16 protein-coding genes and 5 tRNA genes are annotated in these 23,191 nt (G+C 72.4%); 12 read left to right on the top strand and 9 right to left on the bottom strand.

Features of this window, described 5'->3' with window-relative positions; genetic code table 11:
* Positions 1 to 97: 97 nt before the first annotated feature.
* Positions 98 to 172, bottom strand: a tRNA-Asp gene (locus tag BLT82_RS16120).
* A gap of 90 nt (positions 173 to 262) precedes the next feature.
* Entirely contained in the window at positions 263 to 4,258 is a 3,996-nt protein-coding gene (hrpA, locus tag BLT82_RS16115; protein ID WP_208867922.1) for an ATP-dependent RNA helicase HrpA, read from the bottom strand.
* A 313-nt stretch (positions 4,259 to 4,571) separates the two neighbouring features.
* Between hrpA and BLT82_RS16110 the strand changes: the two genes are divergently transcribed.
* From BLT82_RS16110 to BLT82_RS16095, 4 genes are all read left to right on the top strand, one after another.
* Positions 4,572 to 5,108, top strand: a complete 537-nt coding sequence (locus BLT82_RS16110) for a hypothetical protein (protein ID WP_093655331.1) — start codon at positions 4,572 to 4,574, stop codon at positions 5,106 to 5,108.
* Positions 5,109 to 5,170: 62 nt separating this feature from the next.
* Entirely contained in the window at positions 5,171 to 6,058 is an 888-nt protein-coding gene (locus BLT82_RS16105) for a DsbA family protein (RefSeq protein ID WP_093655329.1), read from the top strand.
* On the top strand, positions 6,055 to 6,894 hold the full coding sequence (locus BLT82_RS16100; protein WP_093655327.1) for a cytochrome c biogenesis CcdA family protein: 840 nt from the start codon (positions 6,055 to 6,057) through the stop codon (positions 6,892 to 6,894). Before BLT82_RS16105 ends, BLT82_RS16100 begins: the two co-directional genes overlap by 4 nt.
* A gap of 62 nt (positions 6,895 to 6,956) precedes the next feature.
* Positions 6,957 to 7,433: a hypothetical protein gene (locus BLT82_RS16095; RefSeq protein WP_093655325.1), complete on the top strand. Its 477-nt coding sequence runs from the start codon at positions 6,957 to 6,959 to the stop codon at positions 7,431 to 7,433.
* Between the two features lie 150 nt (positions 7,434 to 7,583).
* On the opposite strand, the gene BLT82_RS16090 is transcribed toward BLT82_RS16095, so the two are convergent.
* From BLT82_RS16090 to BLT82_RS16075, 4 genes are all read right to left on the bottom strand, one after another.
* Positions 7,584 to 7,657: transfer RNA gene (locus BLT82_RS16090), tRNA-Phe, on the bottom strand.
* A 21-nt stretch (positions 7,658 to 7,678) separates the two neighbouring features.
* Positions 7,679 to 7,753 (bottom strand) — tRNA-Asp (locus BLT82_RS16085).
* Positions 7,754 to 7,799: 46 nt separating this feature from the next.
* Positions 7,800 to 7,872 (bottom strand) — tRNA-Glu (locus tag BLT82_RS16080).
* Between the two features lie 80 nt (positions 7,873 to 7,952).
* Positions 7,953 to 9,509, bottom strand: a complete 1,557-nt coding sequence (locus tag BLT82_RS16075) for a metallophosphoesterase family protein (RefSeq protein ID WP_093655323.1) — start codon at positions 9,507 to 9,509, stop codon at positions 7,953 to 7,955.
* A gap of 71 nt (positions 9,510 to 9,580) precedes the next feature.
* Here BLT82_RS16075 and BLT82_RS16070 point away from each other — a divergent pair, with 71 nt between their 5' ends.
* From BLT82_RS16070 to BLT82_RS16050, 4 genes are all read left to right on the top strand, one after another.
* Positions 9,581 to 9,931 carry a metallopeptidase family protein gene (locus BLT82_RS16070; RefSeq protein WP_199800681.1) on the top strand — a complete coding sequence of 117 codons (351 nt, stop codon included), beginning with the start codon at positions 9,581 to 9,583 and terminating at the stop codon, positions 9,929 to 9,931.
* A 378-nt stretch (positions 9,932 to 10,309) separates the two neighbouring features.
* Positions 10,310 to 10,564, top strand: coding sequence for a fluoride efflux transporter FluC (locus tag BLT82_RS16065; RefSeq protein WP_342029412.1), 255 nt, complete (start codon positions 10,310 to 10,312; stop codon positions 10,562 to 10,564).
* A gap of 1,158 nt (positions 10,565 to 11,722) precedes the next feature.
* Positions 11,723 to 13,915: a DEAD/DEAH box helicase gene (locus tag BLT82_RS16055; protein WP_093655321.1), complete on the top strand. Its 2,193-nt coding sequence runs from the start codon at positions 11,723 to 11,725 to the stop codon at positions 13,913 to 13,915.
* Between the two features lie 238 nt (positions 13,916 to 14,153).
* On the top strand, positions 14,154 to 17,198 hold the full coding sequence (locus tag BLT82_RS16050) for an FG-GAP-like repeat-containing protein (RefSeq protein ID WP_143041498.1): 3,045 nt from the start codon (positions 14,154 to 14,156) through the stop codon (positions 17,196 to 17,198).
* Positions 17,199 to 17,669: 471 nt separating this feature from the next.
* Here BLT82_RS16050 and BLT82_RS37160 read toward each other — a convergent pair whose 3' ends face one another.
* Positions 17,670 to 17,822: a hypothetical protein gene (locus BLT82_RS37160; RefSeq protein WP_167746026.1), complete on the bottom strand. Its 153-nt coding sequence runs from the start codon at positions 17,820 to 17,822 to the stop codon at positions 17,670 to 17,672.
* On the opposite strand from BLT82_RS37160, the gene BLT82_RS16045 reads away from it, so the two are divergent.
* From BLT82_RS16045 to BLT82_RS16030, 4 genes are all read left to right on the top strand, one after another.
* The gene (locus tag BLT82_RS16045) at positions 17,817 to 18,203 is read left to right on the top strand and encodes an FG-GAP repeat domain-containing protein (RefSeq protein ID WP_093655317.1); all 387 of its coding nucleotides are present in this window, start codon (positions 17,817 to 17,819) and stop codon (positions 18,201 to 18,203) included. The genes BLT82_RS37160 and BLT82_RS16045 overlap by 6 nt on opposite strands.
* Positions 18,204 to 18,298: 95 nt before the next feature.
* A complete protein-coding gene (locus BLT82_RS16040; RefSeq protein WP_107490254.1) occupies positions 18,299 to 19,945 on the top strand; it encodes an FG-GAP-like repeat-containing protein in 1,647 nt (548 codons plus the stop codon).
* A gap of 91 nt (positions 19,946 to 20,036) precedes the next feature.
* Entirely contained in the window at positions 20,037 to 22,202 is a 2,166-nt protein-coding gene (locus tag BLT82_RS16035; RefSeq protein WP_167746025.1) for an FG-GAP-like repeat-containing protein, read from the top strand.
* Positions 22,203 to 22,405: 203 nt separating this feature from the next.
* Positions 22,406 to 22,478, top strand: a tRNA-Lys gene (locus BLT82_RS16030).
* Between the two features lie 219 nt (positions 22,479 to 22,697).
* Here BLT82_RS16030 and BLT82_RS38555 read toward each other — a convergent pair.
* Positions 22,698 to 22,823: a hypothetical protein gene (locus tag BLT82_RS38555; RefSeq protein ID WP_280142483.1), complete on the bottom strand. Its 126-nt coding sequence runs from the start codon at positions 22,821 to 22,823 to the stop codon at positions 22,698 to 22,700.
* 36 nt (positions 22,824 to 22,859) lie between these two features.
* The gene (locus BLT82_RS37155; protein WP_167746023.1) at positions 22,860 to 23,015 is read right to left on the bottom strand and encodes a hypothetical protein; all 156 of its coding nucleotides are present in this window, start codon (positions 23,013 to 23,015) and stop codon (positions 22,860 to 22,862) included.
* Between the last annotated feature and the right edge of the window lie 176 nt (positions 23,016 to 23,191).

The following is a 23,191-nucleotide window of genomic DNA, read 5'->3' as shown; positions in this document are numbered from 1 at the left end:
CCCGCAAACCCCTGTCCTGACTGGGTACCGGCGGCGGCAGCCCCCGTCAATACGCCGGAAGGCCCGCACCATTCGGTGCGGGCCTTCCGGTCTACTGCGGTCCTGACGGGATTTGAACCCGCGGCCTCCACCTTGACAGGGTGGCGAGCACTCCAAACTGCTCCACAGGACCAGGTTCGCAGCCCGATCGCTCGTTGGCTGCGAGAGAGACTGTACAGCAGGTCAGAGGGTCCGGTCGAACTCACTCAAGGCAACGGCCGCGTCACGGCGCCGCCGCGTCGATCGCCTTGACGATGCGCTTGTCGGAGACGGGGTACGCGGTGCCCAGAGCGTGGGCGAAATAGCTCACCCGCAGCTCCTCGATCATCCAGCGTATGTCCCGCACCTCCTGCGGCACCGGCCGGCCCGCGGGCAGCTGCTCCAGGAGCCAGGCGTACTCGTCCTGCATCTCGTGGACCTTCTCCATGCGAGTCGTGTCGCGCTGGACGGAGGTCGGCATCTGCTGGAGCCGGCGGTCCACGGCGACCAGATAGCGCATCAGGTCGGGCAGCCGCCGCAGACCGGTCCGCGTCACGAAGCCGGCCGGCACGAGCCATGCCAGCTGCTCGCGCACGTCCTTGACGTTGCCGGCGAGGGCCGGGCTGGTCGTTCCCTTGAGACGCCGCTCACAGGCCTGCCACGCGGCCAGGATCTGCCCCACCTGGTCGACGGTCCGTACGGTCGCGTCCACGAGGTCCGCGCGGACCTTGTCGTAGAGCTTCCGGAACGATTCCTCGTCCCAGGCGGGGCCGCCGTGGTCGGCGATCAGCTTGTCGGCGGCGGCCGTCGCACAGTCGTCGAAGAGCGCCTGGACGGAGCCGTGCGGGTTGGCGGACAGAGCCAGCTTCTGCTGGTTCGACATCCGGTCGGAGGCGAACTTCGCCGGGTTCACCGGGATGTTCAGCATGATCATCCGGCGGGTGCCCCGCCACATCGCCTCGGCCTGCTCGGCCTCGGTGTCGAAGAGGCGCACGGACACCGAGTCGCCGTCGTCCACCAGCGCCGGGTAGGCCTTGACCGGCTGGCCCGCACGGCGGGTCTCGAAGACCCGCGACAGCGTGCCGATCGTCCAGTCCTTCAGGCCCGTCCGCTCGACGGCGTCGCCGCCGGTCCGCCCGGCCGTGGCCGCGGCGGCCTCCGAAATCGCCTGTCGGGCCTTCGGCTTCAGCCGGAGGCGCAGGGCCTCCAGGTCCTTGTCCTCGGCCAGCTTGCGGCGCCGTTCGTCAACGATCCGGAAGGTCACCTTCAGATGGTCCGGGACCCTGGCCAGGTCGAAGTCCTCGGCCTTGACCGGCACCCCCACCATGCGCTGGAGCTCCCGCGCCAGCGTGACCGGCAGCGGCTCCTGCAGCTGGACGGCCCGCTCCAGGAACGCCTTCGCGAAGTTCGGCGCCGGCACGTAGTTGCGGCGGATCGGCTTCGGCAGGGAGCGGATCAGCTCCGTGACGACCTCCTCGCGCAGACCCGGGATCTGCCAGTCGAACCCCTCGTCCGTGACCTGGTTGAGCACCTGGAGCGGGATGTGGACGGTCACGCCGTCGGCGTCCGCGCCCGGCTCGAACTGGTACGTGACGCGGAACTTCAGCCGGCCCTGCCGCCACGAGTCCGGGTAGTCGTCCTTGGTGACCGCGCCGGCCTTCTCGTTGATGAGCATCTCGCGCTCGAAGTCGAGCAGCTCGGGCTGCTCACGGCGCTTGTGCTTCCACCACGAGTCGAAGTGGGCCCCGGACACCACGTGCTCGGGCACCCGCTGGTCGTAGAAGTCGAACAGGGTCTCGTCGTCGACGAGGATGTCGCGGCGACGGGCCCGGTGCTCCAGGTCCTCCACCTCGGTGAGGAGCCTGCGGTTGTCCGCGAAGAACTTGTGGTGCGTACGCCAGTCGCCCTCGACCAGCGCGTTGCGGATGAACAGCTCACGGCTTGCCTCGGGGTCGATGCGGCCGTAGTTCACCTTGCGCTGGGCGACGATCGGCACCCCGTACAGGGTGACCTTCTCGTACGCCATCACCGCCGCCTGGTCCTTCTCCCAGTGCGGCTCGCTGTAGGTGCGCTTGACCAGGTGCCCGGCGAGCGGCTCGATCCACTCGGGCTCGATCTTCGCGTTGACCCGCGCCCACAGCCGGGACGTCTCGACCAGCTCGGCCGACATGATGAAGCGAGGCGGCTTCCTGAACAGCGCCGAGCCGGGGAAGACGGCGAACTTGGCGTTGCGGGCGCCCAGGTACTCGTTCTTCCCCGTGCTCTTCCCGGGCTCCCGACCGGACTCCCGTCCGGCGTCCTTGACGTCCTTCATGCCGACGTGCGAGAGGAGGCCGGCGAGGAGGGAGACGTGGACGGCCTGCTCGGGCACGCCGGCGTCCGCCGCCGGCTCCTCCAGGTGCATGCCCATCTGCTTGGCCACCGTGCGCAGCTGGGCGTAGATGTCCTGCCATTCCCGGATGCGCAGGAAGTTCAGGTACTCCTGCTTGCACATCCGGCGGAAGCTGGACGAGCCGCGCTCCTTCTGCTGCTCGCGGATGTAGCGCCAGAGGTTGAGGAAGGCGAGGAAGTCGCTCGTCTCGTCCTTGAAGCGGGCGTGCTGCTGGTCCGCCTGCGCCTGCTTGTCGGCGGGGCGCTCGCGCGGGTCCTGGATGGAGAGCGCGGCGGCGATGACCATGACCTCGCGGACGCAGCCGTTCCTGTCGGCCTCGATCACCATCCGGGCGAGCCGCGGGTCGACGGGCAGCTGGGCGAGCTTGCGGCCCATCTGCGTCAGCCGCTGCCCCTTCTTCCCCTCCTGGGGGGACTTTTGCACCGGTTCGAGGGCGCCCAGCTCCTGCAGCAGCTGCACGCCGTCGCGGATGTTGCGGTGGTCCGGCGGGTCGATGAAGGGGAACTTCTCGATGTCGCCGAGGCCGGCCGCGGTCATCTGGAGGATGACCGAGGCGAGGTTCGTGCGCAGGATCTCGGCGTCCGTGAACTCCGGCCGGGACAGGAAGTCGTCCTCGCTGTACAGCCGGATGCAGATGCCGTCGGACGTACGGCCGCAGCGGCCCTTGCGCTGGTTGGCGCTGGCCTGGCTGATCGCCTCGATGGGCAGGCGCTGCACCTTGGTGCGGTGGCTGTAGCGGGAGATGCGGGCGGTGCCCGGGTCGATCACGTACTTGATGCCGGGCACCGTCAGGGACGTCTCGGCCACGTTGGTCGCGAGGACGATCCGGCGGCCCGTGTGCGGCTGGAAGACGCGGTGCTGCTCGGCGTGCGAGAGCCGGGCGTAGAGGGGGAGGACCTCGGTGTGCCGGAGGTTCTTCTTGTTCAGCGCGTCGGCGGTGTCGCGGATCTCCCGCTCGCCGGAGAGGAAGACCAGGATGTCGCCCGGCCCTTCCTTCTGGAGCTCGCCGACCGCGTCGCAGATCGCGGTGATCTGGTCGCGGTCGGACTCGTCGGAGTCCTCTTCGAGCAGCGGCCGGTAGCGGACCTCCACGGGGTACGTGCGTCCGCTCACCTCCACGATCGGCGCGTCGCCGAAGTGGCGGGAGAAGCGCTCCGGGTCGATCGTCGCGGACGTGATCACGACCTTGAGGTCCGGTCGCTTCGGCAGCAGCTGGGACAGGTACCCGAGCAGGAAGTCGATGTTGAGGGACCGCTCGTGGGCCTCGTCGATGATGATCGTGTCGTAGGCGCGCAGCTCGCGGTCCGTCTGGATCTCGGCGAGCAGGATGCCGTCCGTCATGAGCTTGACGAAGGTCGCGTCCTGGTTCACCTGGTCGGTGAACCGGACCTTCCAGCCGACCGCCTCGCCGAGCGGGGTGCGCAGCTCCTCGGCCACGCGCTCGGCGACCGTCCGCGCGGCGATCCGGCGCGGCTGGGTGTGCCCGATCATGCCGCGTACGCCTCGGCCGAGCTCCAGACAGATCTTGGGGATCTGCGTCGTCTTGCCGGAGCCGGTCTCACCCGCGACGATCACGACCTGGTGGTCCCGTATCGCCTCGAGGATCTCGTCCTTCTTCTGGCTGACCGGGAGCTGTTCGGGGTACGTGACCCCGGGCACCCGTGCCGCGCGCTCGGCGGTCCGCACGGCGGCCCTGCCGGCCTCGGCCGCGATCTCGTCGAGCACGGTCTGCCGGGCCTCGGGTTTGCGGATGCGGCGGGTGCCCTCGAGGCGCCGCCCGAGCCGGTGCGCGTCGCGCAGCGAGATCTCGGCCAGCTGCTTCTGGAGATCGGCGAAGGAAGTAGACATACGGGATCCAGGATCGCACCCGCGCGATCGGACTGGCGAACCCATTTCCGGTGTTCCGTGCCACGGGGTCGTCCGGCCGGTCCGGCGACGGGTTCCGGCCGGGGCGTGGGCTCGTCGGGCGGGACCGGGGACGGGGGCCGGCCATGGGCTCAGCCTCGTGCCGTCCGCCGGTGGAGGAGCTCCCGCGGCGCCCGAAGGGCTGTTGCCCCGCGGCGCAGGCGCTGCGCCGGACCGCCGGTGCGCAGGGTGTACCGGCCCGGCGAGGGGCGGACCCGTACGATTGCGGGCACGTCGACTCCAGGAGACCCCGTCCATGCCCAGCCCCAGCAGCCGTTGGCACCGCGTCCTCGCGGTCGTGGCGGCGCTCACGGCGGTGCTGACGGGGGCGCTCCTCTGCTCGGGGACGAGCGCGACGGCCGTCACGGGTGCGTCGCCGGCCGGGAGCGGCGCGGCGACCGCGAGTGCCGCAGGGGTCGGGAGTGGCGCTGGGGTCGACACCGGCGCGGCCGAGGAGGGCCGGCGGCAGTCCGCCGCCGTGGCTCCGGCTTCCGCGGTGGCTCTGACGCCCGCAGCGGCTCCGGCGTCCGCCGACGCGCCGCCGGCAGCGGTCCCGGCCGGCGAGGAACGGCTCCCCGGCTGCGGCGAGGGAGCCGGTGACGGCGGGCTGAGCCCCGCCACTCCGCCGCGCGGATCGGCCGCGCACGAACTGCTGCCCGCCCTGCCGGCCACCGCCCATGGGGCGACCGGCTGTTCCGCGGCCGGTGACGCCGTCCTGGACCTCGCGCCGGAGCGCGCCCCGCCCGCGCTGGCGGCTCCCGGCCCGATAGACCTCTCCGTCCTGCGCGTATAGGCGCCGCGGCCAACACCCCGCCCTGCCCGTATCCCTGCGCCACCCGGAGAGAGAACACCGCCATGCCCGCGTCCCGTACCCCCGCCCGCACCGGCCACCGACCCGCCCGCTCCCGCAAGCCGTTCGCGTACGGCGCGGCGGTCGCCGCCGCCGCGGTCCTGCTCGGCTACGTCTCGTACACCGCCACCAAGCCCGACGACTCGGCGACCGGCGGGCGGTCCGTCGCCGACGTGTCCGCCGACCCGGACGCCGGCGTCTACCCCGAGCTGGAGAAACTCGCCCGCCGCGATGCCGGCGACCCGCTCGCGCTGGGCCGCGCCGACGCGCCCGTGGTGATGGTCGAGTACGCGGACTTCAAGTGCGGCTACTGCGGCAAGTTCGCCCGCGACACCGAGCCGGCACTGATCCGGAAGTACGTGGAGAAGGGCGTCCTGCGCATCGAATGGCGCAACTTCCCGATCTTCGGCGAGGAGTCGGAGGCCGCCGCCCGGGCCGCCTGGGCCGCCGGGCAGCAGGGCCGGTTCTGGCAGTTCCACAAGGCCGCGTACGCCGACGGCGCCAAGGAGAAGGGCTTCGGCGCGCAGCGGCTCGAGGAGCTCGCGACCGAGGCCGGGGTGAAGGACCTGGCTCGCTTCACCCGCGACGCGGACGGCGAGGAGGCGCGCCAGGCCGTGGCGAGGGACCAGGAGGAGGGGTACGGGCTGGGCGCCACGTCCACGCCCTCGTTCGTGGTCAACGGCCGTCCGATCGCGGGCGCCCAGCAGGCGCGGACCTTCGTCGACGCGATCGAGGCGGCGCGGAAGGCCGTGACCACGGAGCCGGCGGGACCGAAGTCGGCGCCGACGACGCCGGCTCCGGGCGCGACCGCCCGCTCGGCGGCTCCGGGTACGACCGCTCCGGCCCCGACGGCCCCCGGCACCCCGGCGACGGGGACGGCGGGCGGCGAGTGAGCGACATCGGATATCTGGCCGCCTTCCTGGGCGGCCTGCTCGCCCTGCTCAGCCCTTGCAGCGCCCTGCTGCTGCCGGCGTTCTTCGCGTACTCGATCGACACCACCTCCCGGCTCGTGGCACGGACCTGCGTCTTCTACGCGGGCTTGGCGACGACCCTGGTCCCGCTGGGCGCGGCGGGGTCCTTCGCCGGGCGCCTCTTCTACGGCCACCGTGACCTGCTGGTCGCGGTGGGCGGCTGGCTGATCGTCGCGCTCGGCGTCGCCCAGCTGGCGGGCCTCGGCTTCGCCTCCCGCCGCCTCACCGAGGCCGGCGGCCGGATCCGCCCCACCACGGCGCTCTCCGTCTACGCCCTCGGCGCGGTCTACGGACTCGCCGGCTTCTGCGCGGGCCCGATCCTCGGCAGCGTCCTCACGGTCGCGGCCCTGAGCGGGAGTCCCGCGTACGGAGGGCTCCTCCTCGCCGTCTACGCCCTGGGCATGGCGGTGCCGCTGTTCGTCCTGGCCCTGCTGTGGGAGCGGTGGGACCTGTCCCGCCGCCGCTGGCTGCGCGGACGCACCCTCCGCGTCGTCGGCCGCTTCGAGCTGCACACCACCTCGGCTCTTTCCGGCCTGTTCTTCATCGTCCTCGGCACCCTCTTCCTCGTATTCGACGGCACGACGGCACTCCCGGGTCTGCTGACGGTCGACGACTCCTTCGCCGTGGAGCAGTGGGCCTCCTCCGCGGGGCGAGCGGTTCCCGACTGGGTGCTGCTCGCCCTGGTGGTGGCGGCCGCGGCGATCGTCCTCGCCGTACGCGGGCTGCGGGGGCGGGACCGCGAACGCGACCGGGTGTGACGGCCGTCCGGACTTCCCGTGACGAGGGGAGTCGTCGCTGTACCGGGCGGCAGGATGACCGCATGGTCGACAACGAGAACGCGGGCTTCCGCCTGCCACGGGGAGCGACGGGCTTCCACCGGCCGAAGGACGGTCCGCTTCCCGAAACCGATGTGCGAGCGTTCCGGAGCGCTCTGTACGCGGCCGCACGCGTCGCCGGAGGCGAGGTCGGCGAGGTGGAGGCCCAGGCGTACCCCCGCACCTTCCACACCGCCTCGGTCTTCGACGGCGCGGGTGAGCAGGTCGTCCTGTGTCATGCCCATCACCCCTGGATCGCGTTCGCCCACGTACGCAGGGACTGGTACGACGAGGAATTCGCCGCCCCGCCACCCTGGGCCGACGCCTTCGCGCACGCCGGGTTCGTGGTGCTCACCCGCGAGCAGCTCACCGCACCGCTTTCCACGGTGGGCACCTCGGTACTCACACGGGGCGAGTGGCGCGAGATCCGCCTCCACGGCATCACCGCACTGGGCGGAGTGATCTTCAACGCATGGGACTGATCCGTGAGGCCGACCGCGCTGTTGAGGGAGTCGGCGGGTAGTCCGGCGGACCGGCATCGGCTGAGGCCGGAGGGCACCGGCACCGCTTCGGGCAACACGAAGCCCCCGTCGATGATCTCGGCGGGGGCTTCTGCCCTGCTAGGGCTGCGGTGGCTGGGGCCGGGGTCGAACCGGCGACCTTCCGCTTTTCAGGCGGACGCTCGTACCAACTGAGCTACCCAGCCACGCGACTCGAAGAGTCGCAGCGGTCCTGACGGGATTTGAACCCGCGGCCTCCACCTTGACAGGGTGGCGAGCACTCCAAACTGCTCCACAGGACCAGAGGTGGTGCATTGTGCGAGAGCAAGTCTCGCACACGGTTGTACGTGCCCCCAACGGGATTCGAACCCGTGCTACCGCCTTGAAAGGGCGGCGTCCTGGGCCACTAGACGATGAGGGCTAAGGGCCCACCTGGGCGCTTCGCAGCGCGTCGGGGACGTGAGAAGCATATGGGATGCGGGGACCTATCGCCAAAACGGTTTACGAGGCGGGGGACGGCGGGCCCGTCGGGGGCGGTGTCCCGGGTGCGTCCGGGCCCTGCGACGGAGGCGCTTTCGCCAGGTGGCGGCTGACCTCGGCCGTCGTGAGGCCGAGTCCGCCGAGGGTGATCTCGTCCCAGGCCTGGAGGCTCCGCGTGTCGCGGTCCAGGTACAGGACGGAGGCGCGGACCTTCTCGGGTTCCTCGCGCTCGACCGCCCGCAGCCCGCCGCCGCCCGTGGAGCCCTCGATCTTGAGGCGGGTGCCGAGCGGGAGGACCTCGGTGTCCCGGCGGTGGACGTGCCCCGCCAGGACGAGCGGCACCTCCCCGTCGGCCTCGCGGGCGGCGACGGGGTTGTGGGCGACCGCGATGTGGACCGGGGTGCCGGCCGCACGCTGGTCGCGCAGGGCCGAGGCCAGCCGGATGCCGGCCATGCGTTCGGCGGGATCGCCCTCGGGGACCGTCGAGCGGTCCGGCGTGAACTGGGGGTCGCCGGTGCCGGCCACCCGTAGGCCGCCCACGGTCACCGCGCGGCCCTCGTCGAGGACGTGGACGTTCTTCAGGCGCTGGAGATAGCTCTGGGTCACGAGCGAGTCGTGGTTGCCGCGCACCCAGACGTACGGCGCGCCGAGGTCCGGGATCGGGTCGAGGAAGGTGTTCTCCGCCGCCGTGCCGTGGTCCATGGTGTCGCCGGAGTCGATGATCACGTCGATGTCGTACTGCTCCACGAGCGAGCCGATGATGTGCCACGACGCCGGGTTGAGGTGGATGTCGGAGACGTGGAGCACGCGCATGGTGCCCGGGTCCGGCTGGTAGACCGGCAGTGTGGAGGTCGCCTCGTACAGCTTGGTGACGTTGGTGACGAGGCGCGCCAACTCCTTCTGGTAGACGTCGAATTCGGTGACGATCGAGCGCGCGTTGCCGACCACGGAGGGGGCGCTGCTCAGCAGGCCGGAGAACCTGGGCTCCAGGACCGACTTCGGGTTCCAGGTGGCCCATGCGCTCACCCCGGAGGCGGCCAGCAGTACGAGGGCCAGGCCGCCGGCCGCGAGGGCCCGGCGTGGGCGGCGGTAGACGGCGAGGCCCAGGGCCGTGGCGCCGAAGACCACGGCGACGCAGGAGCGCAGGGCGAGATCGCGGGTGCCGTCCGTGACGTCCTGGCCGATCTCCTCCTGGAGGCCGGCGAGGCGCTCGGGGTGCTGTACGAGCGCCTGGGAGCGCACGGGGTCGAGTCGGTCGATGTCGACGTCCAGCCTGATCGGCGCGGTGTGCGAGTCGAGTTCGAGGGCGCCGAGCGGGGAGACGTTGATCTTCGTACCGCCGGAGAGGGAGGGGCGGAGCGCCATGTTCGTGTCCACGGGTCCCACCGGGGTGCGGACGGCCCCCACGACCAGCAGGCCCAGCCATGCCCCCAGCAGGACGACGGTGACGAGCCCGAAGGCCCGGCCGTAGGGGTGAGGGCTGTGGACCAGAGTGCTGACGGGGCTCGTGCGGTGGGACCGGTAGTGGCGCCTGAGGCGGACGAGGCCGGCATGGAGAAGTTCGTGGGCGCGGGCCATTGGTCGCGTATGCCCGCGTCCGCGCCGGGCTATGCCCACCGGTGGGGGCGCATGTGCGTGACAATGGCCGGGTGCTGGAGATGACGCGCGAGGAGTTCGAGGAACTGGTCGCCGAGGCGCTGGACAGGATCCCGCCCGAGCTGACACGCCTGATGGACAACGTCGCCGTGTTCGTCGAGGACGAACCCGACCCGTCCGACCCCGAGCTGCTCGGGCTCTACGAGGGGACTCCGCTCACGGACCGCGGGGAGTGGTACGCGGGCGTTCTGCCGGACAGGATCACGATCTACCGCGGGCCGACGCTCCGCATGTGCGAGTCGCGCGAGGACGTCGTCGAGGAGACCGAGATCACGGTCGTCCACGAGATCGCGCACCACTTCGGGATCGACGACGAGCGGCTGCACGCGCTGGGTTACGGATGAGGCCGGGAGCGGCGGCGCGGACGGGGCGGCGGACCGGTCCGGGTGCGGGGCGGTCGACGCGGGTGGGGCGTCCGTGAGTTCGCACGCGTGCCCCCGTCGCCCGGCCCCCGTCCGCAGGCGATCGACCCGGACCTCGACCTGCGTGTGCCGGCCTAGGGGATCGGGGCCGAGGGGCCCCGGACGAGGAAGGTCGTCGCGGTCGTTCGCGGTCGTTCGCGGCCGGCGGGGCGATCGGGGCGTCCGCGCGGTAACCGCGGTAACGGCGGTAACGGCGGTAACGGCGGTAACGGCGGTAACGGCAGTGGACGGCGGGGGTGGGGGCGTGAACCGGGTGCTGGTGGCCGCGGGCGCGACGGTGGAGCCCCACTTCGCTATCTGATGGATCGTGGGATCCAGCTGCGGCGCGACTCGGTCTTCCCCTGCGGCACGTTCGTGGTGAACGCGACGCGGCAGCTTCGTCCTCGGCGTGCTGGCCTGCGCCTCGGTCGCGTCGGGCACCGACGCGCTGCTCGGCACGGGCTGTGCGGCGCCCTGACGACGTACTCGACCTTCTCGTACGAGACGCTGCGGCTGGCCGAGCGGGGCCGGCTGTTCCTGGCGTCGGCCAATGTGGCCGGGGCGGTGCTGGTGTGACCGGGGGCGGTGATCCTCGGGGCGGATCTGGCGGGGGCCTGGGGCGTTAGGCCGTGTCTGACGAATCCCGCCTGGCCCGCGACGGTTTCCGGCACGGCCTCACCGCGGGGCCGGGCAGTGGTGCGGGGCGTGTCCCTTGCGGGGCTTGGGGAGTTGGGCAGGGAAACCGCGTCCTGTGCCCCCGGAGGTGCCCCCGTGCGCCAGTTGTCCGCCCCCGGCCGTTGTGCCGTCTGGTTCGCCACCGCAGTGGCGCTTGCGGCCTCCGCCGGCTGTGTGAGCGTGAGCGACGACGCCGACGGGCCTGCCCCCGGGAAGTCGCCGCAGCGGCGTGGTGCCGCGGCCGAACCCGACGGCGGCGGGGGCGCGCCGGGCGGGTCCGGCGGCCAGGGCCGGACGGGCATGGGCGGTACGGGGCCCTCCGGCGGCGGAGCCGGGACCAGGAGCGCCGGCACGGCCGACTCGGCGAGCCCGGGGGTGTCGACGCCGCCGGCCTCGCCCCCCAGGGGCGCGGGCGGTCCGACGCCGCCGGCACCCCATCGGCCGACACCGCCGCCTGGTGAGCCGACGCCGCCCGCCGAGCCCACGACCCCGGCCGAGACGACGACGCCGGCCGAACCGACGCCGTCGAGCCCCGATCCCGGCCCCACCGGGGAGCCGACCGATCCGCCCACGGAGTCACCTGCCGCTGAGACCCAGATGGGCGCGATGCGGGAGGCCGTCGACGCGCGGGGGGAGGAGTTCGGAGTGGAGCCGGAGGCTTCGCCGCAGATGGCACCCGTGTGACGGTGCCGGGAGGGGGGCCGCGGTGACATGGCGCCCGTGTGACGGTGCCGGGGAGCCGCGGTCGGCCGGGCCGGTGCAGGAGGCCGGCGAGGCGCCCGCACCCGGCGGGCGGGACGGCAGGGGAAGCCCGGAGGAGCCGGTGCGGCGGAGGGGGCCGGGGGGTGTGACGAGCGACGCACCCGAGCGGTTTGCCTTGGGCGGGGGAGGGTGCGTATGGTGGTAGATCGTTTGATCCCATTTGCCCGGCGCCACCACCGAAGCGCGCCGCGTGTGGCGCGTACTCTCCCTTGCCGTGGCTGACCGCATCGAGGCGGTCGAATTGCGAATCACGGAGTTTGGGCGCGTGCCGAGACTCCGGAAGGTTTCGCATTTCGCATGTCCATTTCCAGTTCTGACCGTGCCGTCATGCCCGAGAACGACGAGATCGTCGAGGCCGGGGACACCGCCGGCACCCATGTCACCGACGAGGCCGCGGACGCCGTCGAGACGCCCGACGCGCCCGAGCTGACCTTCGGCGACCTCGGCCTCCCCGAGGGCGTCGTCCGCAAGCTCGCCCAGAACGGGGTCACCGTCCCGTTCCCGATCCAGGCGGCGACCATCCCGGACGCCCTGGCCGGCAAGGACATCCTCGGCCGCGGCCGTACCGGCTCCGGCAAGACCCTCTCCTTCGGTCTGCCGCTGCTCGCCACCCTGGCCGGCGGCCACACGGAGAAGAAGAAGCCCCGCGGCGTCATCCTCACCCCGACCCGCGAGCTCGCCATGCAGGTCGCCGACGCGCTCCAGCCGTACGGCGACGTCGTCGGGCTGAAGATGAAGGTCGTCTGCGGCGGTACGTCCATGGGCAACCAGATCTACGCCCTGGAGCGCGGCGTCGACATCCTCGTCGCCACCCCGGGCCGGCTGCGGGACATCATCAACCGCGGCGCCTGCTCCCTGGAGTCCGTCCAGACCGCGGTCCTCGACGAGGCCGACCAGATGGCCGACCTGGGCTTCCTGCCCGAGGTCACCGAGCTGCTCGACCAGATCCCCGAGGGCGGCCAGCGGCTGCTGTTCTCCGCGACGCTGGAGAACGAGATCGACAGCCTCGTCAAGCGATACCTGGTCAACCCGGTGACGCACGAGGTCGACCCGTCCGCGGGCGCCGTCACGACCATGACCCACCACGTCCTCGTCGTGAAGCCCAAGGACAAGGCGCCGGTCACGGCCGCCATCGCCGCTCGCAAGGGCCGCACCATCATCTTCGTCCGCACCCAGCTGGGCGCGGACCGCGTCGCCGAGCAGCTGCGGGACGCCGGGGTCCGCGCCGACGCGCTGCACGGCGGCATGACGCAGGGCGCCCGCACGCGCACGCTCGCCGACTTCAAGGACGGCTATGTGAACGTGCTGGTCGCGACCGACGTCGCGGCCCGCGGCATTCACGTCGACGGCATCGACCTGGTCCTGAACGTGGACCCGGCCGGCGACCACAAGGACTACCTGCACCGCTCGGGCCGCACGGCCCGCGCCGGCCAGTCCGGCACCGTCGTCTCGCTGGCGCTCCCCCACCAGCGCCGCCAGATCTTCCGGCTGATGGAGGACGCGGGCGTCGACGCCTCGCGCCACATCGTCGGCGGTGCCGGCGCGTTCGACCCGGAGGTCGCCGAGATCACCGGCGCCCGATCGCTGACCGAGGTCCAGGCGGACTCCGCGAGCAACGCCGCCAAGCAGGCCGAGCGTGAGGTCGCCGAGCTCACCAAGGAGCTGGAGCGTGTCCAGCGCCGCGCCGCCGAGCTCCGCGAGGAGGCCGACCGCCTGGTCGCCCGGGCCGCGCGCGAGCGGGGCGAGGACCCGGAGGCCGCGGTCGCCGAGGTGACGGAGGCAGCCGAGGCCGAGGTCCAGGCCGTCGCCGAGGCCTCCGTGCCGGAGCAGCCGGTGCGTGAGGTCCGCGAGGAGCGTCCGGTCCGCGAGTTCCGCGAGCGCCGCGACAACGACCGTGGCTTCGAGCGCCGTGACGAGCGGGGCAACTTCGACCGCCGTGACCGTCGCGAGCGCCGTGACAGCGACCGTGGCTTCGAGCGCCGTGACGACCGCGGCGGCTTCCGCCGGGACGACCGTCGTGACGACCGCGGCGGCCGCCCCTTCGAGCGCCGCGACAACGACCGTCCGTTCAACCGCGACCGCCGTGACAACGACCGTGGTGGCCTCCGTCGTGACGACCGTGGCGGCCGCTCCTTCGAGCGCCGCGACAACGACCGTCCGTTCAACCGCGACCGCCGTGACAACGACCGTGGTGGCCTCCGTCGTGACGACCGTGGCTTCGAGCGCCGTGACGACCGCGGCGGCTTCCGCCGGGACGACCGTCGTGACGACCGTGGCGGCCGCTCCTTCGAGCGCCGCGACCACCGCGCGGGCAGCGACCGTCCGTTCAACCGCGACCGCCGTGACGACCGTCCCTCGGGCGGCGGCTTCCGCTCCGGCGGCCACGACCGCCCGTACGGGCGCCGCGACGACCACCGCGGTGGTTCGAGCTCCGGTTCCTTCGGCGGCGGCCGTCGTGACGACAAGCCGCGCTGGAAGCGCAACGGCTGACGCGTAGCAGCACCGCGCAGGGCCCGTACCCCGAACAGGGGTACGGGCCCTGCCGCGTTGTCGGGGGCCGCTGTTACGATCCGTCCACCTCGCAGTGGGGGGCACTGGAGGCGGGCCGGGGGGCTCTTGTTCATCTCGACGCGTACTCGGCATGCCGTGAGCCGTTCCTTGGTGAGCGCCACCTCGCAGGCCCGATCCATCGGATCGAGAGCGGAGTTCCGTGTACACCAGGAGACCCTTGCGTGTCATAGCCGCTGCCGTGGTGCTGGGCGCCGCGGTCGGCGCCGGCCCGGCGGTGTCCACCGCCCAGGCGGCACCCACCGCGGAGGTGGTGATCCCGGCCGCGACGAGCGAACTGCCCCTGCGCAGCACACTGCTCAACACCGGGCCGCACGGCCATCTGCGCCACGAGGCGGGGCGTGGCACCGTCTGGCGGGCCTACGGCGCCACCACCGACGTCCAGCTCGACAGCGTCGAGAGCCACGCGGGGGACGACTTCCAGCGGGGTACGGGCTCGGACGTCGTCGCCCGTCTCCTGGAGTCGCCCCTGCGGGTGGAGTTGCGGGACATGGCCGCGGGCGGGACCGTCACCGTGCCGGTGCCGTCCGGCCACAGCTATGTGGGGGCGTTCGGCCGGAACGTCCTCACCCGCGACTCGCTCGGCGACGGCATGCGCTTCCACGTGCTCGACATGGAGACGGGGCAGCTGCGCGACAGGCTCGTCGAGGGCGTGCCCGCGGGGGTCAACTCCTACGCCGTCCTGCAGGGGCTGGGCGACGCCGGCGGCCTGGTGATGGCCCTGCCCGGCGCCGGGAACGTATGGATGGACGTGACCCTGGCGCGCGTCGTACCGATCGGGAACGACGAGGAACTGGCGACCAGACGGTTCGCCCTGACGCCGGACCGGCTGCTGATCTGGTCGGACGGTCAGGTATCGGTGTACGCACGCGGTGACCTCGACACGCCGGAGCGGACCGTCCCGCTCCCCGAGGGCGACGCGCGGCTGCTGGGCATGGTGGGCGGGGAGCTCATCGTCGCGCGGCACGATTCAGCCCTCGGACAGCCCGACGAGAACCTGCCGGTGTGGCGCGTCGAGGCCCGTCCGCTGGACGGGAGCGCCGTGCGCACACTGCTGGCGAGGTCGAGCGGCAAGGCGACGTTCACCCCCGGCGGCGGGCTGCTGGTGCACGGCGGGGCGAGCATGTCCGAGTGGGGCGTGCAGGCGCTCCGGGCCGACGCGGCGGGGCGGGCCACGGTGTCCCGCGAGACCCCCGTCCAGGTGAAGGCCGTGCCGAACGAGGTCCATCAGCTCTCGTTCCGGCAGGGTCGGCTGACGAGTGTGGAGGCGAGCGCGGCGGCCGGCCTCACCGGCCTCCACACGCGGACCGTCGAGCAGTCCGGCGGCGTGCCCGCCGCCGGTGCGCGGAAGGACCGCGGCTGGGTGCCCGACCAGCCGGACGCCTGCTTCCAGAGCTACTGCCCCACCTTCGTGGAGACGGGCGACGGGCGCGTCGTGTACGGCGGGAAGACCCCCGTCTGGGGAGAGCCCGTCGTACCGCTGCACCGGCTGGCCGAAGGGGCCCGGCTTCCCGCGACCAAGATCGACACCGGTACGGGATACGCGGGCCTCGTCGGTGCCTGGGGCCGCTGGGCCGTGGTCCGCGGGAGCGCGGCGGACGGAACGTGGGGCACCCGGGTCGTCGACATCGACACCGGCAAGGTGCTGAGGACGCTGCCGGTGTACGCGGTGTCCCTGTCCGGCACCACCCTCTGGACCGACGACGGCGACTGGGCCGTCGGGTACGACATCAGGACGGGGGAGCGGAGCGAATCGGCCCACCTGCCCGGATGCACGCTCGACGGGGTGACCGTCATCGGCCGCCGGCTGCTGTGGAGCTGCGTCGGCTCGCAGGACGGGGAGGGGATCCTCGACCTCCAGACGAAGACCAGCACCCCGCTGAGCACGGCGTCCGGTGTGGGAGCGCAGCTCGGCGACGGTTTCGTCGTCTACCCGGTCGGCAATGCACTGAAGCTGAAAGACCTCCGTGACGGTGGCACCGTGCGGACACTCACCGACGACCGCAGGTCCTATCAGCCGTGGGCCGTCGACCCGGCGACCGGCACCGTGGCCTGGACGGACACCGGGCACGCCGTCCACCTGGTGGGCAGCGGTGCGGCACCGTCCGTGGCCGTTGCCGATGCCGACGTCCCGGCGGCGCAGGCGGTGAACGGCGGCGCCGCGCCCTGGCGGCCCCGCTGGTGGCTGTCCACGCCGACGGCCTCGTGGAAGCTGACCGTCAGGAGCACGGCGAGCGGCACGGTGGTGCGCACGCTGAGCGGCGGATCGGCACGAGGTCTGGTGGCTCCCGCCTGGGACGCGAAGGACGAGTCCGGCCGTCTGGTCGGCAACGGCGTGTACTCCTGGACCCTGACAGCCCTTCCCGCCGACGGCCAGGGTGCGCCACTTACGGTGTCCGGCGCGGTGAAGCTGAGTGGTGCGGGTGCGGTGCGCCGCGATCATGCGGGGCCCTCTGGTCCTGATGGTGTGGGTGATCTGGTGTCGCTGAGTTCGTCGGGCGCGGTGGCGTTCCGGCATGGCAGCGGTTCGGGGACTCTGGCGGGTGCGACGTCGGGCGGTGGTTGGTCGACGTCGGCGGTGGTGGTGCCGTTCGGTGATCTGAACGGTGACCGGTGCAATGACGTGCTGGTGCGGCTGGGTGGTGAGTTGCGGGCGTACCGGCCGGGTTGTGGGAAGGCGTTGACGCCGGCGACCGCGTACGCGTCGCTCGGCACGGTGTGGGGGCAGTTCAACGTGCTGACCTCGCCGGGTGATCTGACGGGTGACGGGCGTCCGGATCTGGTGGCGCGGCAGGCGTCGACGGGGGACATGTACCTGTACGCGGACAACGGGAGCGGTGGTCTGAAGGCCCGCGGGAAGATCGGCACGAACTGGAAGCTGTACCGGGCGGTCTTTGGCGCGGGGGATTTGAACGGCGATGGCATCGGCGAGTTGCTTGCGGTGGATGGGGTCAACTCGCTGTGGCGGTACGACGGTACGTCGGCGGGCACGGTGAAGCCGCGGGCGCTGGCGCTCGGCAACAAGTGGGCGACCGGGCGGAACGTGTTCGTCGGCGTCGGTGATCTGAACCGGGACGGCAAGGCGGACCTGATCTCCCGGAACGCGGCCGGTGACCTGTTGCGCAACAACGGCAACGGGGCGGGGTCGTTCGGTTCGACGGTGAAGATCGGGACGGGCTGGCAGGGCTACAAGGGCCTGTTCTGACCCTGGCCGACGCTGGTGGTGATCCGGCCCGTGTCCCCTGGCGGACACGGGCCGGAGCCCTCGAACAAAGCGAGCCCCCGCGTGCCGTGTCACGGCGCGGCTCATCCCTGGAAGGGGACTTCGGATGAAGCAACGTTCAACCTCGACACGCACGGCGGCCCTCGCCGTGGTCGTCTCGCTGGGTGCGGGCCTGGGCCCGCTGACCGCTCCTGCCACCGCCGCGGACGGCCGCGCGCTCGCCCAGGAGACCGTGGTGCCCGCCGGGGCACGGTTCGTCCCGCGCGAGGACTCAGTGCTGGAGGCCGGGGACGGCGGGTTCCTCCACGACCAGGAGGGCAGTGCGGGCTTGCTGTGGACGGATCACGCCACGGGCGCCACCCGCCCTGTGACGGCGGCCCTCCAGCGATGCGCATTCCGGGCTGCGGGCAGCCGAAGGCGACGAGGCCGAAGACGGAACCGTGCCCGTGAACATCACCGCTCGACGCCGGTCACGTACTGGGCGCACGCACCAGCCTCGGCACCGGCTGGCACCGGTACGACCGACTGCTCGCCGTCCGTGACCTTTCCGGTGACGGCCAGCCGGATGTCGTCGGCCGGGACGCGTCCGGGTATCTGTGGATGCACCCCGGCACGGGCATCGGCGGTCTCGGTGCGCGGGTGAAGATCGGCGTGGGCTGGGGGCAGTTCACGGCCATCGCCGGCCGTGGCGACCTGTCCGGGGACGCGCTTCCCGATCTGCTCGCCCGTGACGGCAAGGGCGATCTGTGGCTGTACCGGGGCAACGGCCGGGGCGGGTTCCTGCCGCGCATCAAGGCCGGCGCGGGCTGGAACTCCTTCAACGCGATCGTCGCGTCGGGCGACTTCGACAAGGACGAACGCCAGGACGTCATCGGACGTACCTCCGCGGGCGCCGTGTACCTCTACAACGTCAACCGCACCGGCGGCTTCACCGCGCCGAAGCTGATCACAGCAGCGAGCTGGAAGGGGTACGCGGCGCTCGGCTGACCCGGCCCGGACCCACCCGGCACGCCCTCCCCGACCCCAACCTCGGCTCCCACACCGTTCCGCACCCTTCCCACCTCCCAGCCGGAGCTCCACTCATGAGAAAGACCAGCACCCCGCTACGGGCCGCTGTCACCCTGCTCACCGCGACCGCGGTCGCGGGCGGACTGCTGGCCGGGGCGGCCGGCACCGCCCAGGCCGGCACGGCGGCGGCCCCCGTCGCCCAGGCCCCGGCCGGAGCCCAGGCCCCGACCACTGCTCAGTCCGCGGACGCCCGGCCCGCGGCTGCGACGACGCCCCGCGCCGCCGCGCCCGCGACCCCCTCCTGGCTCATCCCGCTGTACTTCGACAACGAGGCCGACGGCAGGAAGCGTGCCTGCACCGGAATCACCCTCTCGCCCACCCGCACCCTCGCGACGCCGGACTGTTTCACGGGACGGTCCGAAAAGGACTTCGCCTACGACTACGACCTGGCCACCGGCGAGGTGGCAGGCGGCGGCAACCGGCCCGACTACCGCGCGCACCCCCAGTTCAGCCCCGGTAACCGCCAGTTCGGGGTCGGCGTCCACATCGACAGCCACCTCAACCCCTCGCGGTACGGCAGGCCCGTTCTCGCCGGGTCCGCGGACACCGTGCTCTACCAGGCCGGGAAGCCCGCCACGTTCCATTCGTGGGCGGCTCCGGCGGGCCCCACCGCGCAGCGGGTCCGTCACGCCGAGCAGGTCGTGGTGCGCCGCAGCGCCGACTGCGCCGCCGCGCTCGGCCTGGGCAGCAGCCTGCCCCCGGGGATGATCTGCACCTCCGCCGCTCCCGGTACGCCGGAGCCCGCTCCCCAGGAGCAGTGCGCCGGGGACTCCGGCGGCGCGCTCGTGGCGGGCGGAAAGCTGATCGCGGTCTCCGCGACGGGACCCACCGCGTGCGTGACCGGCGGTTTCCGGATCTACACGGCGGTGCCCTCCTACCGCCCGGTGATCGATGAGTGGACGCGGGACGTCGACCTCGACCACTGGACCAGCGGTTCGGTGCTCGGCCGCGAACCCGGACCGGGCATCTTCGACCTTCTGCAGTGGGGTCCGTTCACCAAGGACCCGGTCGACAGCACCGGGCAGCTCTTCGAGGACGAGTACAACCTGCTGCTCCAGACCGGCGACCTCAACCGCAACGGCTACGCGGACCTCCTCGGCCGCACGCCGGGCGGCACGCTCTACCGCATCCCGGTGAACGAGAATCTCGAACCCGGCGCCCGGGTCGGCCTCGGCACCGGATGGAACCGCTACAACCGCCTCTTCGCCGTCCGTGACCTGTCCGGCGACGGCCACCCCGACGTCATCGGCCGGGACGCGTCCGGATTCCTGTGGATGCACCCCGGCACGGCGTCCGGCGGGGTCGGCGCGCGTGTGAAGATCGGCGTCGGCTGGGGCCAGTTCACGGCGATCACGGGACGCGGCGACCTGTCCGGCGACGCGCGCGCCGACCTGCTCGCCCGTGACGCCAAGGGCGATCTATGGCTGTACCGGGGCAACGGCCGGGGCGGGTTCCTGCCGCGTACGAAGGCGGGTGCGGGCTGGAACACCTTCAACACCGTCGTCGCGTCGGGCGACTTCGACCGCGACGGCCGCCAGGACGTCATCGGCCGTACACCGACGGGCGCCGCGTACCTCTACAACGTCAACAACCAGGGCGGCTTCATCGCGTCGAAGCTGATCACGTCGAAGCACTGGAAGAGGTACAGCTACCTCTCCTGAGGATCATTCAATCCTGTACAACCCATGGGGAGTCCTGCGGGTCATAGCTTCCAAGGCGACGATGGGACGTCGCGTCCACCAGGGGGCTGACATGATCACCCGCACGTTCGGACACTCCTTGCTCGTGATCGGGACCGCCGTCGCGCTCGCCGCCGGCGGTGTCGCTCTCTCCCCGGTCCGGGCGGCCTCCCTGCCTGCCGCGACGCGCGCCGCGGACGACGAGATCGTGATCACGCTCGGCACCCGCGGGGACCGCCCCGCCCGTCCGGAGACCCTCGCCCTGGGCGGCGGACGGCTCAGCGCCACCGCCTGGGTGGATCCGGAGCAGTGGCGGGGCCTGTACGAGTACGACCTCCCGGCCACCGGCACCCCCACGCCCGGCCCCCGCCGGCTGGCCGATCCCCGCTTCTGGGTGCAGTGGCCCTGCCACGGTTCCACCGAGGAGCTCTGTGACGCCTTCGAGTCCCGCCTGTGGGCGCTGGGCGACGGCCGCGTCGGCTACAACACCCCGCTCGGGGGCCAGGAGGCGGCCGGCGGGCAGGTGCCGGGGAGCCAGACGTCGCTCGGCTGGTTCGAGTCACCCGACCTCGTCGTCGACGCGGCGGGACCGTACGTCGTCGTCAACAACACCAGGCGCGCACAGCAGTTCATCGGCTCCTTCGACAAGGCCGACGCCGACCCGGCGGGTGGCGGGCTCGTCCACAGCCGCTCCATCACCGCCTCCGCCGTGTGGGGCGACAAACTCTGGAAGCCGGGGTCCCGAGTCGGCACGGTCAACTCGTACGACCTGCGGACCAAGGCCAACTCGGCGGATCTGGAGCTGGGTTCCGGATGCCGGCCGGACGCGCTCCAGGCGGTGGGGCGCTGGCTCTACTGGCGCTGCACCGACCAGGACAAGGCGGGGGTGTGGGACCACACCGCCCGGCGAGGCATCCCGGTGCCGGCGGCGCACCGGACCGAACTCGGCGACGGCTTCCTCGTCCGGGAGGTCCCCGGGAAGGCCGAGCTGCGGCTGCTCGACTTCCACCGGGGTGCCGGGCAGCCCACGTCCGAGCAGCTGATCACCGACCGGGAGCACATCTGGAACTGGACCGTCGACAAGTACGGCGGCCACATGGCGTACACCGACGAGGACGGCGCCGTCCACATCAAGCCGGTCACCGTTCCGCGTTCCCCGCTCGCGCTGCTGAACGCCCGCACGGACCCGGCGCTCGACCTGGGCGAGGAGTCCGCACGCTGGTGGGGGCACTGGCGGATGAGCCGCCCAGTGGCCTCCTGGAAGCTGACGTTCACCGACGCGTACGGCAAGGTCGCACGGGTGCTCTCCGGCACCGAGCGGGACGGCGCCGCGATCCGGGCCGGCTGGGACGGACGCACGGCGGACGGCATCGAGGCGGCGAGCGGCCCGTACACGTGGACCCTCACCGCGGACGCCGGCGACGGCACCGGCATGCGCGGCTTCGGCTCCGGTTCGATGCGGCTCACCGGCGGATCGTCCGCGTTCCGGGATGCCAACGGCGACGGCCTCGGCGAGTACTACGCGATGACCACGGGCGGAAAGCTGTCGGCCCACCGCATCGGCGCGAGCGGCTACTGGGCCACCGGACCCTGGCACCCGGCCACGCGGTTCGTCCCCTTCGGCGACATCGACGGCGACGGCTGCGACGACATGCTGCTGCGCACCGTGGACGGCGGGATGTGGCGCATCGGCGGCCGCTGCGAGGGCGTGTACTTCCCGCCCGGCCAGGGCAGCGCCCATGTGCGGATCGGTACGGGCTGGAACAGCATGGACGCGTTCGCCGCGCCAGGCGACCTGACCGGCGACGGCCGCCCCGACCTGCTGTCCCGGCACAGCGCCACCGGGAAGCTCTACCTCTACCGCTCCAACGCCCGTGCCGGTCTCGATCCGGGTGTCGTCATCGGCTCGGGGTGGAAGGGGTACCGCCTGATCGGCGCGGGCGACGTCGACCGGGACGGCCACGCCGATCTGCTCGCCCGGGACCCGGGCGGCGAGCTGTGGCGTTACGGGGGCACCGGCACCGGCTCGCTGAAGCCCCGGGTGCTGGTGTTCAAGGACTGGGGCGCGGGCCGCAGCGACATCCTCGGCGTCGGCGACATCACCGGCGACGGCCTCCCGGACCTCCTCTCCCGCGACACGAACGGCAAGCTGCTGCGCAACAAGGGCGACGGCAAAGGGTCGTTCGGCGCCACGGTGACGCTGGGCACGGGCTGGCAGCACTACCGCGCGCTGTACTGAGGTGTGCCGAGGCCCGGGCGGGCGAACGGCGGTCCGGGGCCGCCCGGCGCCGGCACGCCCCGGCGCACACCGGCTCGCGGCACCGCTCCGACCGGCGCGTACAGGCCGGCCGGATCGCGCTTTCCGCCTGCGACGGCGCCCGGCGACCGATACCCGATCGGATGCCGGGCGCCGTACGGCTATGCTCGGGGATGACTCGCCGAGGGCCGTTAGCTCAATTGGCAGAGCAGCGGACTTTTAATCCGTTGGTTGTGGGTTCGAGTCCCACACGGCCTACTCGCTCAGCACCTGGTCAGGGACTATCCGGCCGGGTGCTGATCTCGTTGGAGTCGGGCATACCGGGCGCGTGCTCAGTCGATGCTCAGCCGAAGCGCTAACGATCATGTCCGTCCGCCCCCTCCCGCGAAGGGGTACACGCTGACGTGTACCCCTGTGCCCGGGCATGAGGAAGCCCCGGCTCGCCGACGGGGGACGGCGGGCCGGGGCGGTCTGGGGTTAACGCTGCGGCACGACGAAAGCGCGCCGGGGGCGGGGCTCCTCCGGGTCTCGGGAGTTCGGCTGCTGCGTGCGCTTCCACGCGGCGACCAGCTGGGCGTGCCGGGGGTCGATCCATTCGGACACGGCGTCCTCCCTTCCGTGCCGCAGCCTAGGGGTCGCTCAGCCCTTGGGCTTGGGGATGGTCACGATCGGTCCGGACTCGTCGGAGTGCTGGCACTCGGCGGCCACGGAGACGAGGGTGTCGGTCGGTCCGCGCCACAGGTCGCGGTCGACGGTGAAGCCGGCGGCCTCGATGTGCGCGATCTCAGTCCGCACGCGGCACAGATGCCGGCGGCGTGCACCGGCTCGTCGTCCCACATCGGGCTCACCGGACTCCGCCCTTGCGGCAGCGGGGGCAGGAGCACGGTGGGAACGCGCCCGTGGCCATCGGCACTTCGGTGGGCGGGAGCGTGCGCTCCTTGACCGGAGTGTGTGCGCCTGTTGCCGGGGTG

The organism is Streptomyces wuyuanensis (genome assembly GCF_900103455.1).
GTDB lineage: Bacteria > Actinomycetota > Actinomycetes > Streptomycetales > Streptomycetaceae > Streptomyces > Streptomyces wuyuanensis.
The sequence above is the reverse complement of the archived record's forward strand: the minus strand, read 5'-3'. Positions and strand labels throughout refer to the sequence as shown.

What these genes read in the sequence shown, in the direction of transcription:
- hrpA (WP_208867922.1), bottom strand. Translation starts at nt 4,258, where the DNA reads ATGTCTACTTCCTTCGCCGATCTCCAGAAGCAGCTGGCCGAGATCTCG.
- BLT82_RS16110 (WP_093655331.1), top strand. Translation starts at nt 4,572, where the DNA reads ATGCCCAGCCCCAGCAGCCGTTGGCACCGCGTCCTCGCGGTCGTGGCG.
- BLT82_RS16105 (WP_093655329.1), top strand. Translation starts at nt 5,171, where the DNA reads ATGCCCGCGTCCCGTACCCCCGCCCGCACCGGCCACCGACCCGCCCGC.
- BLT82_RS16095 (WP_093655325.1), top strand. Translation starts at nt 6,957, where the DNA reads ATGGTCGACAACGAGAACGCGGGCTTCCGCCTGCCACGGGGAGCGACG.
- BLT82_RS16075 (WP_093655323.1), bottom strand. Translation starts at nt 9,509, where the DNA reads ATGGCCCGCGCCCACGAACTTCTCCATGCCGGCCTCGTCCGCCTCAGG.
- BLT82_RS16065 (WP_342029412.1), top strand. Translation starts at nt 10,310, where the DNA reads ATGGATCGTGGGATCCAGCTGCGGCGCGACTCGGTCTTCCCCTGCGGC.
- BLT82_RS16055 (WP_093655321.1), top strand. Translation starts at nt 11,723, where the DNA reads ATGTCCATTTCCAGTTCTGACCGTGCCGTCATGCCCGAGAACGACGAG.
- BLT82_RS16045 (WP_093655317.1), top strand. Translation starts at nt 17,817, where the DNA reads ATGCACCCCGGCACGGGCATCGGCGGTCTCGGTGCGCGGGTGAAGATC.
- BLT82_RS16040 (WP_107490254.1), top strand. Translation starts at nt 18,299, where the DNA reads ATGAGAAAGACCAGCACCCCGCTACGGGCCGCTGTCACCCTGCTCACC.
- BLT82_RS16035 (WP_167746025.1), top strand. Translation starts at nt 20,037, where the DNA reads ATGATCACCCGCACGTTCGGACACTCCTTGCTCGTGATCGGGACCGCC.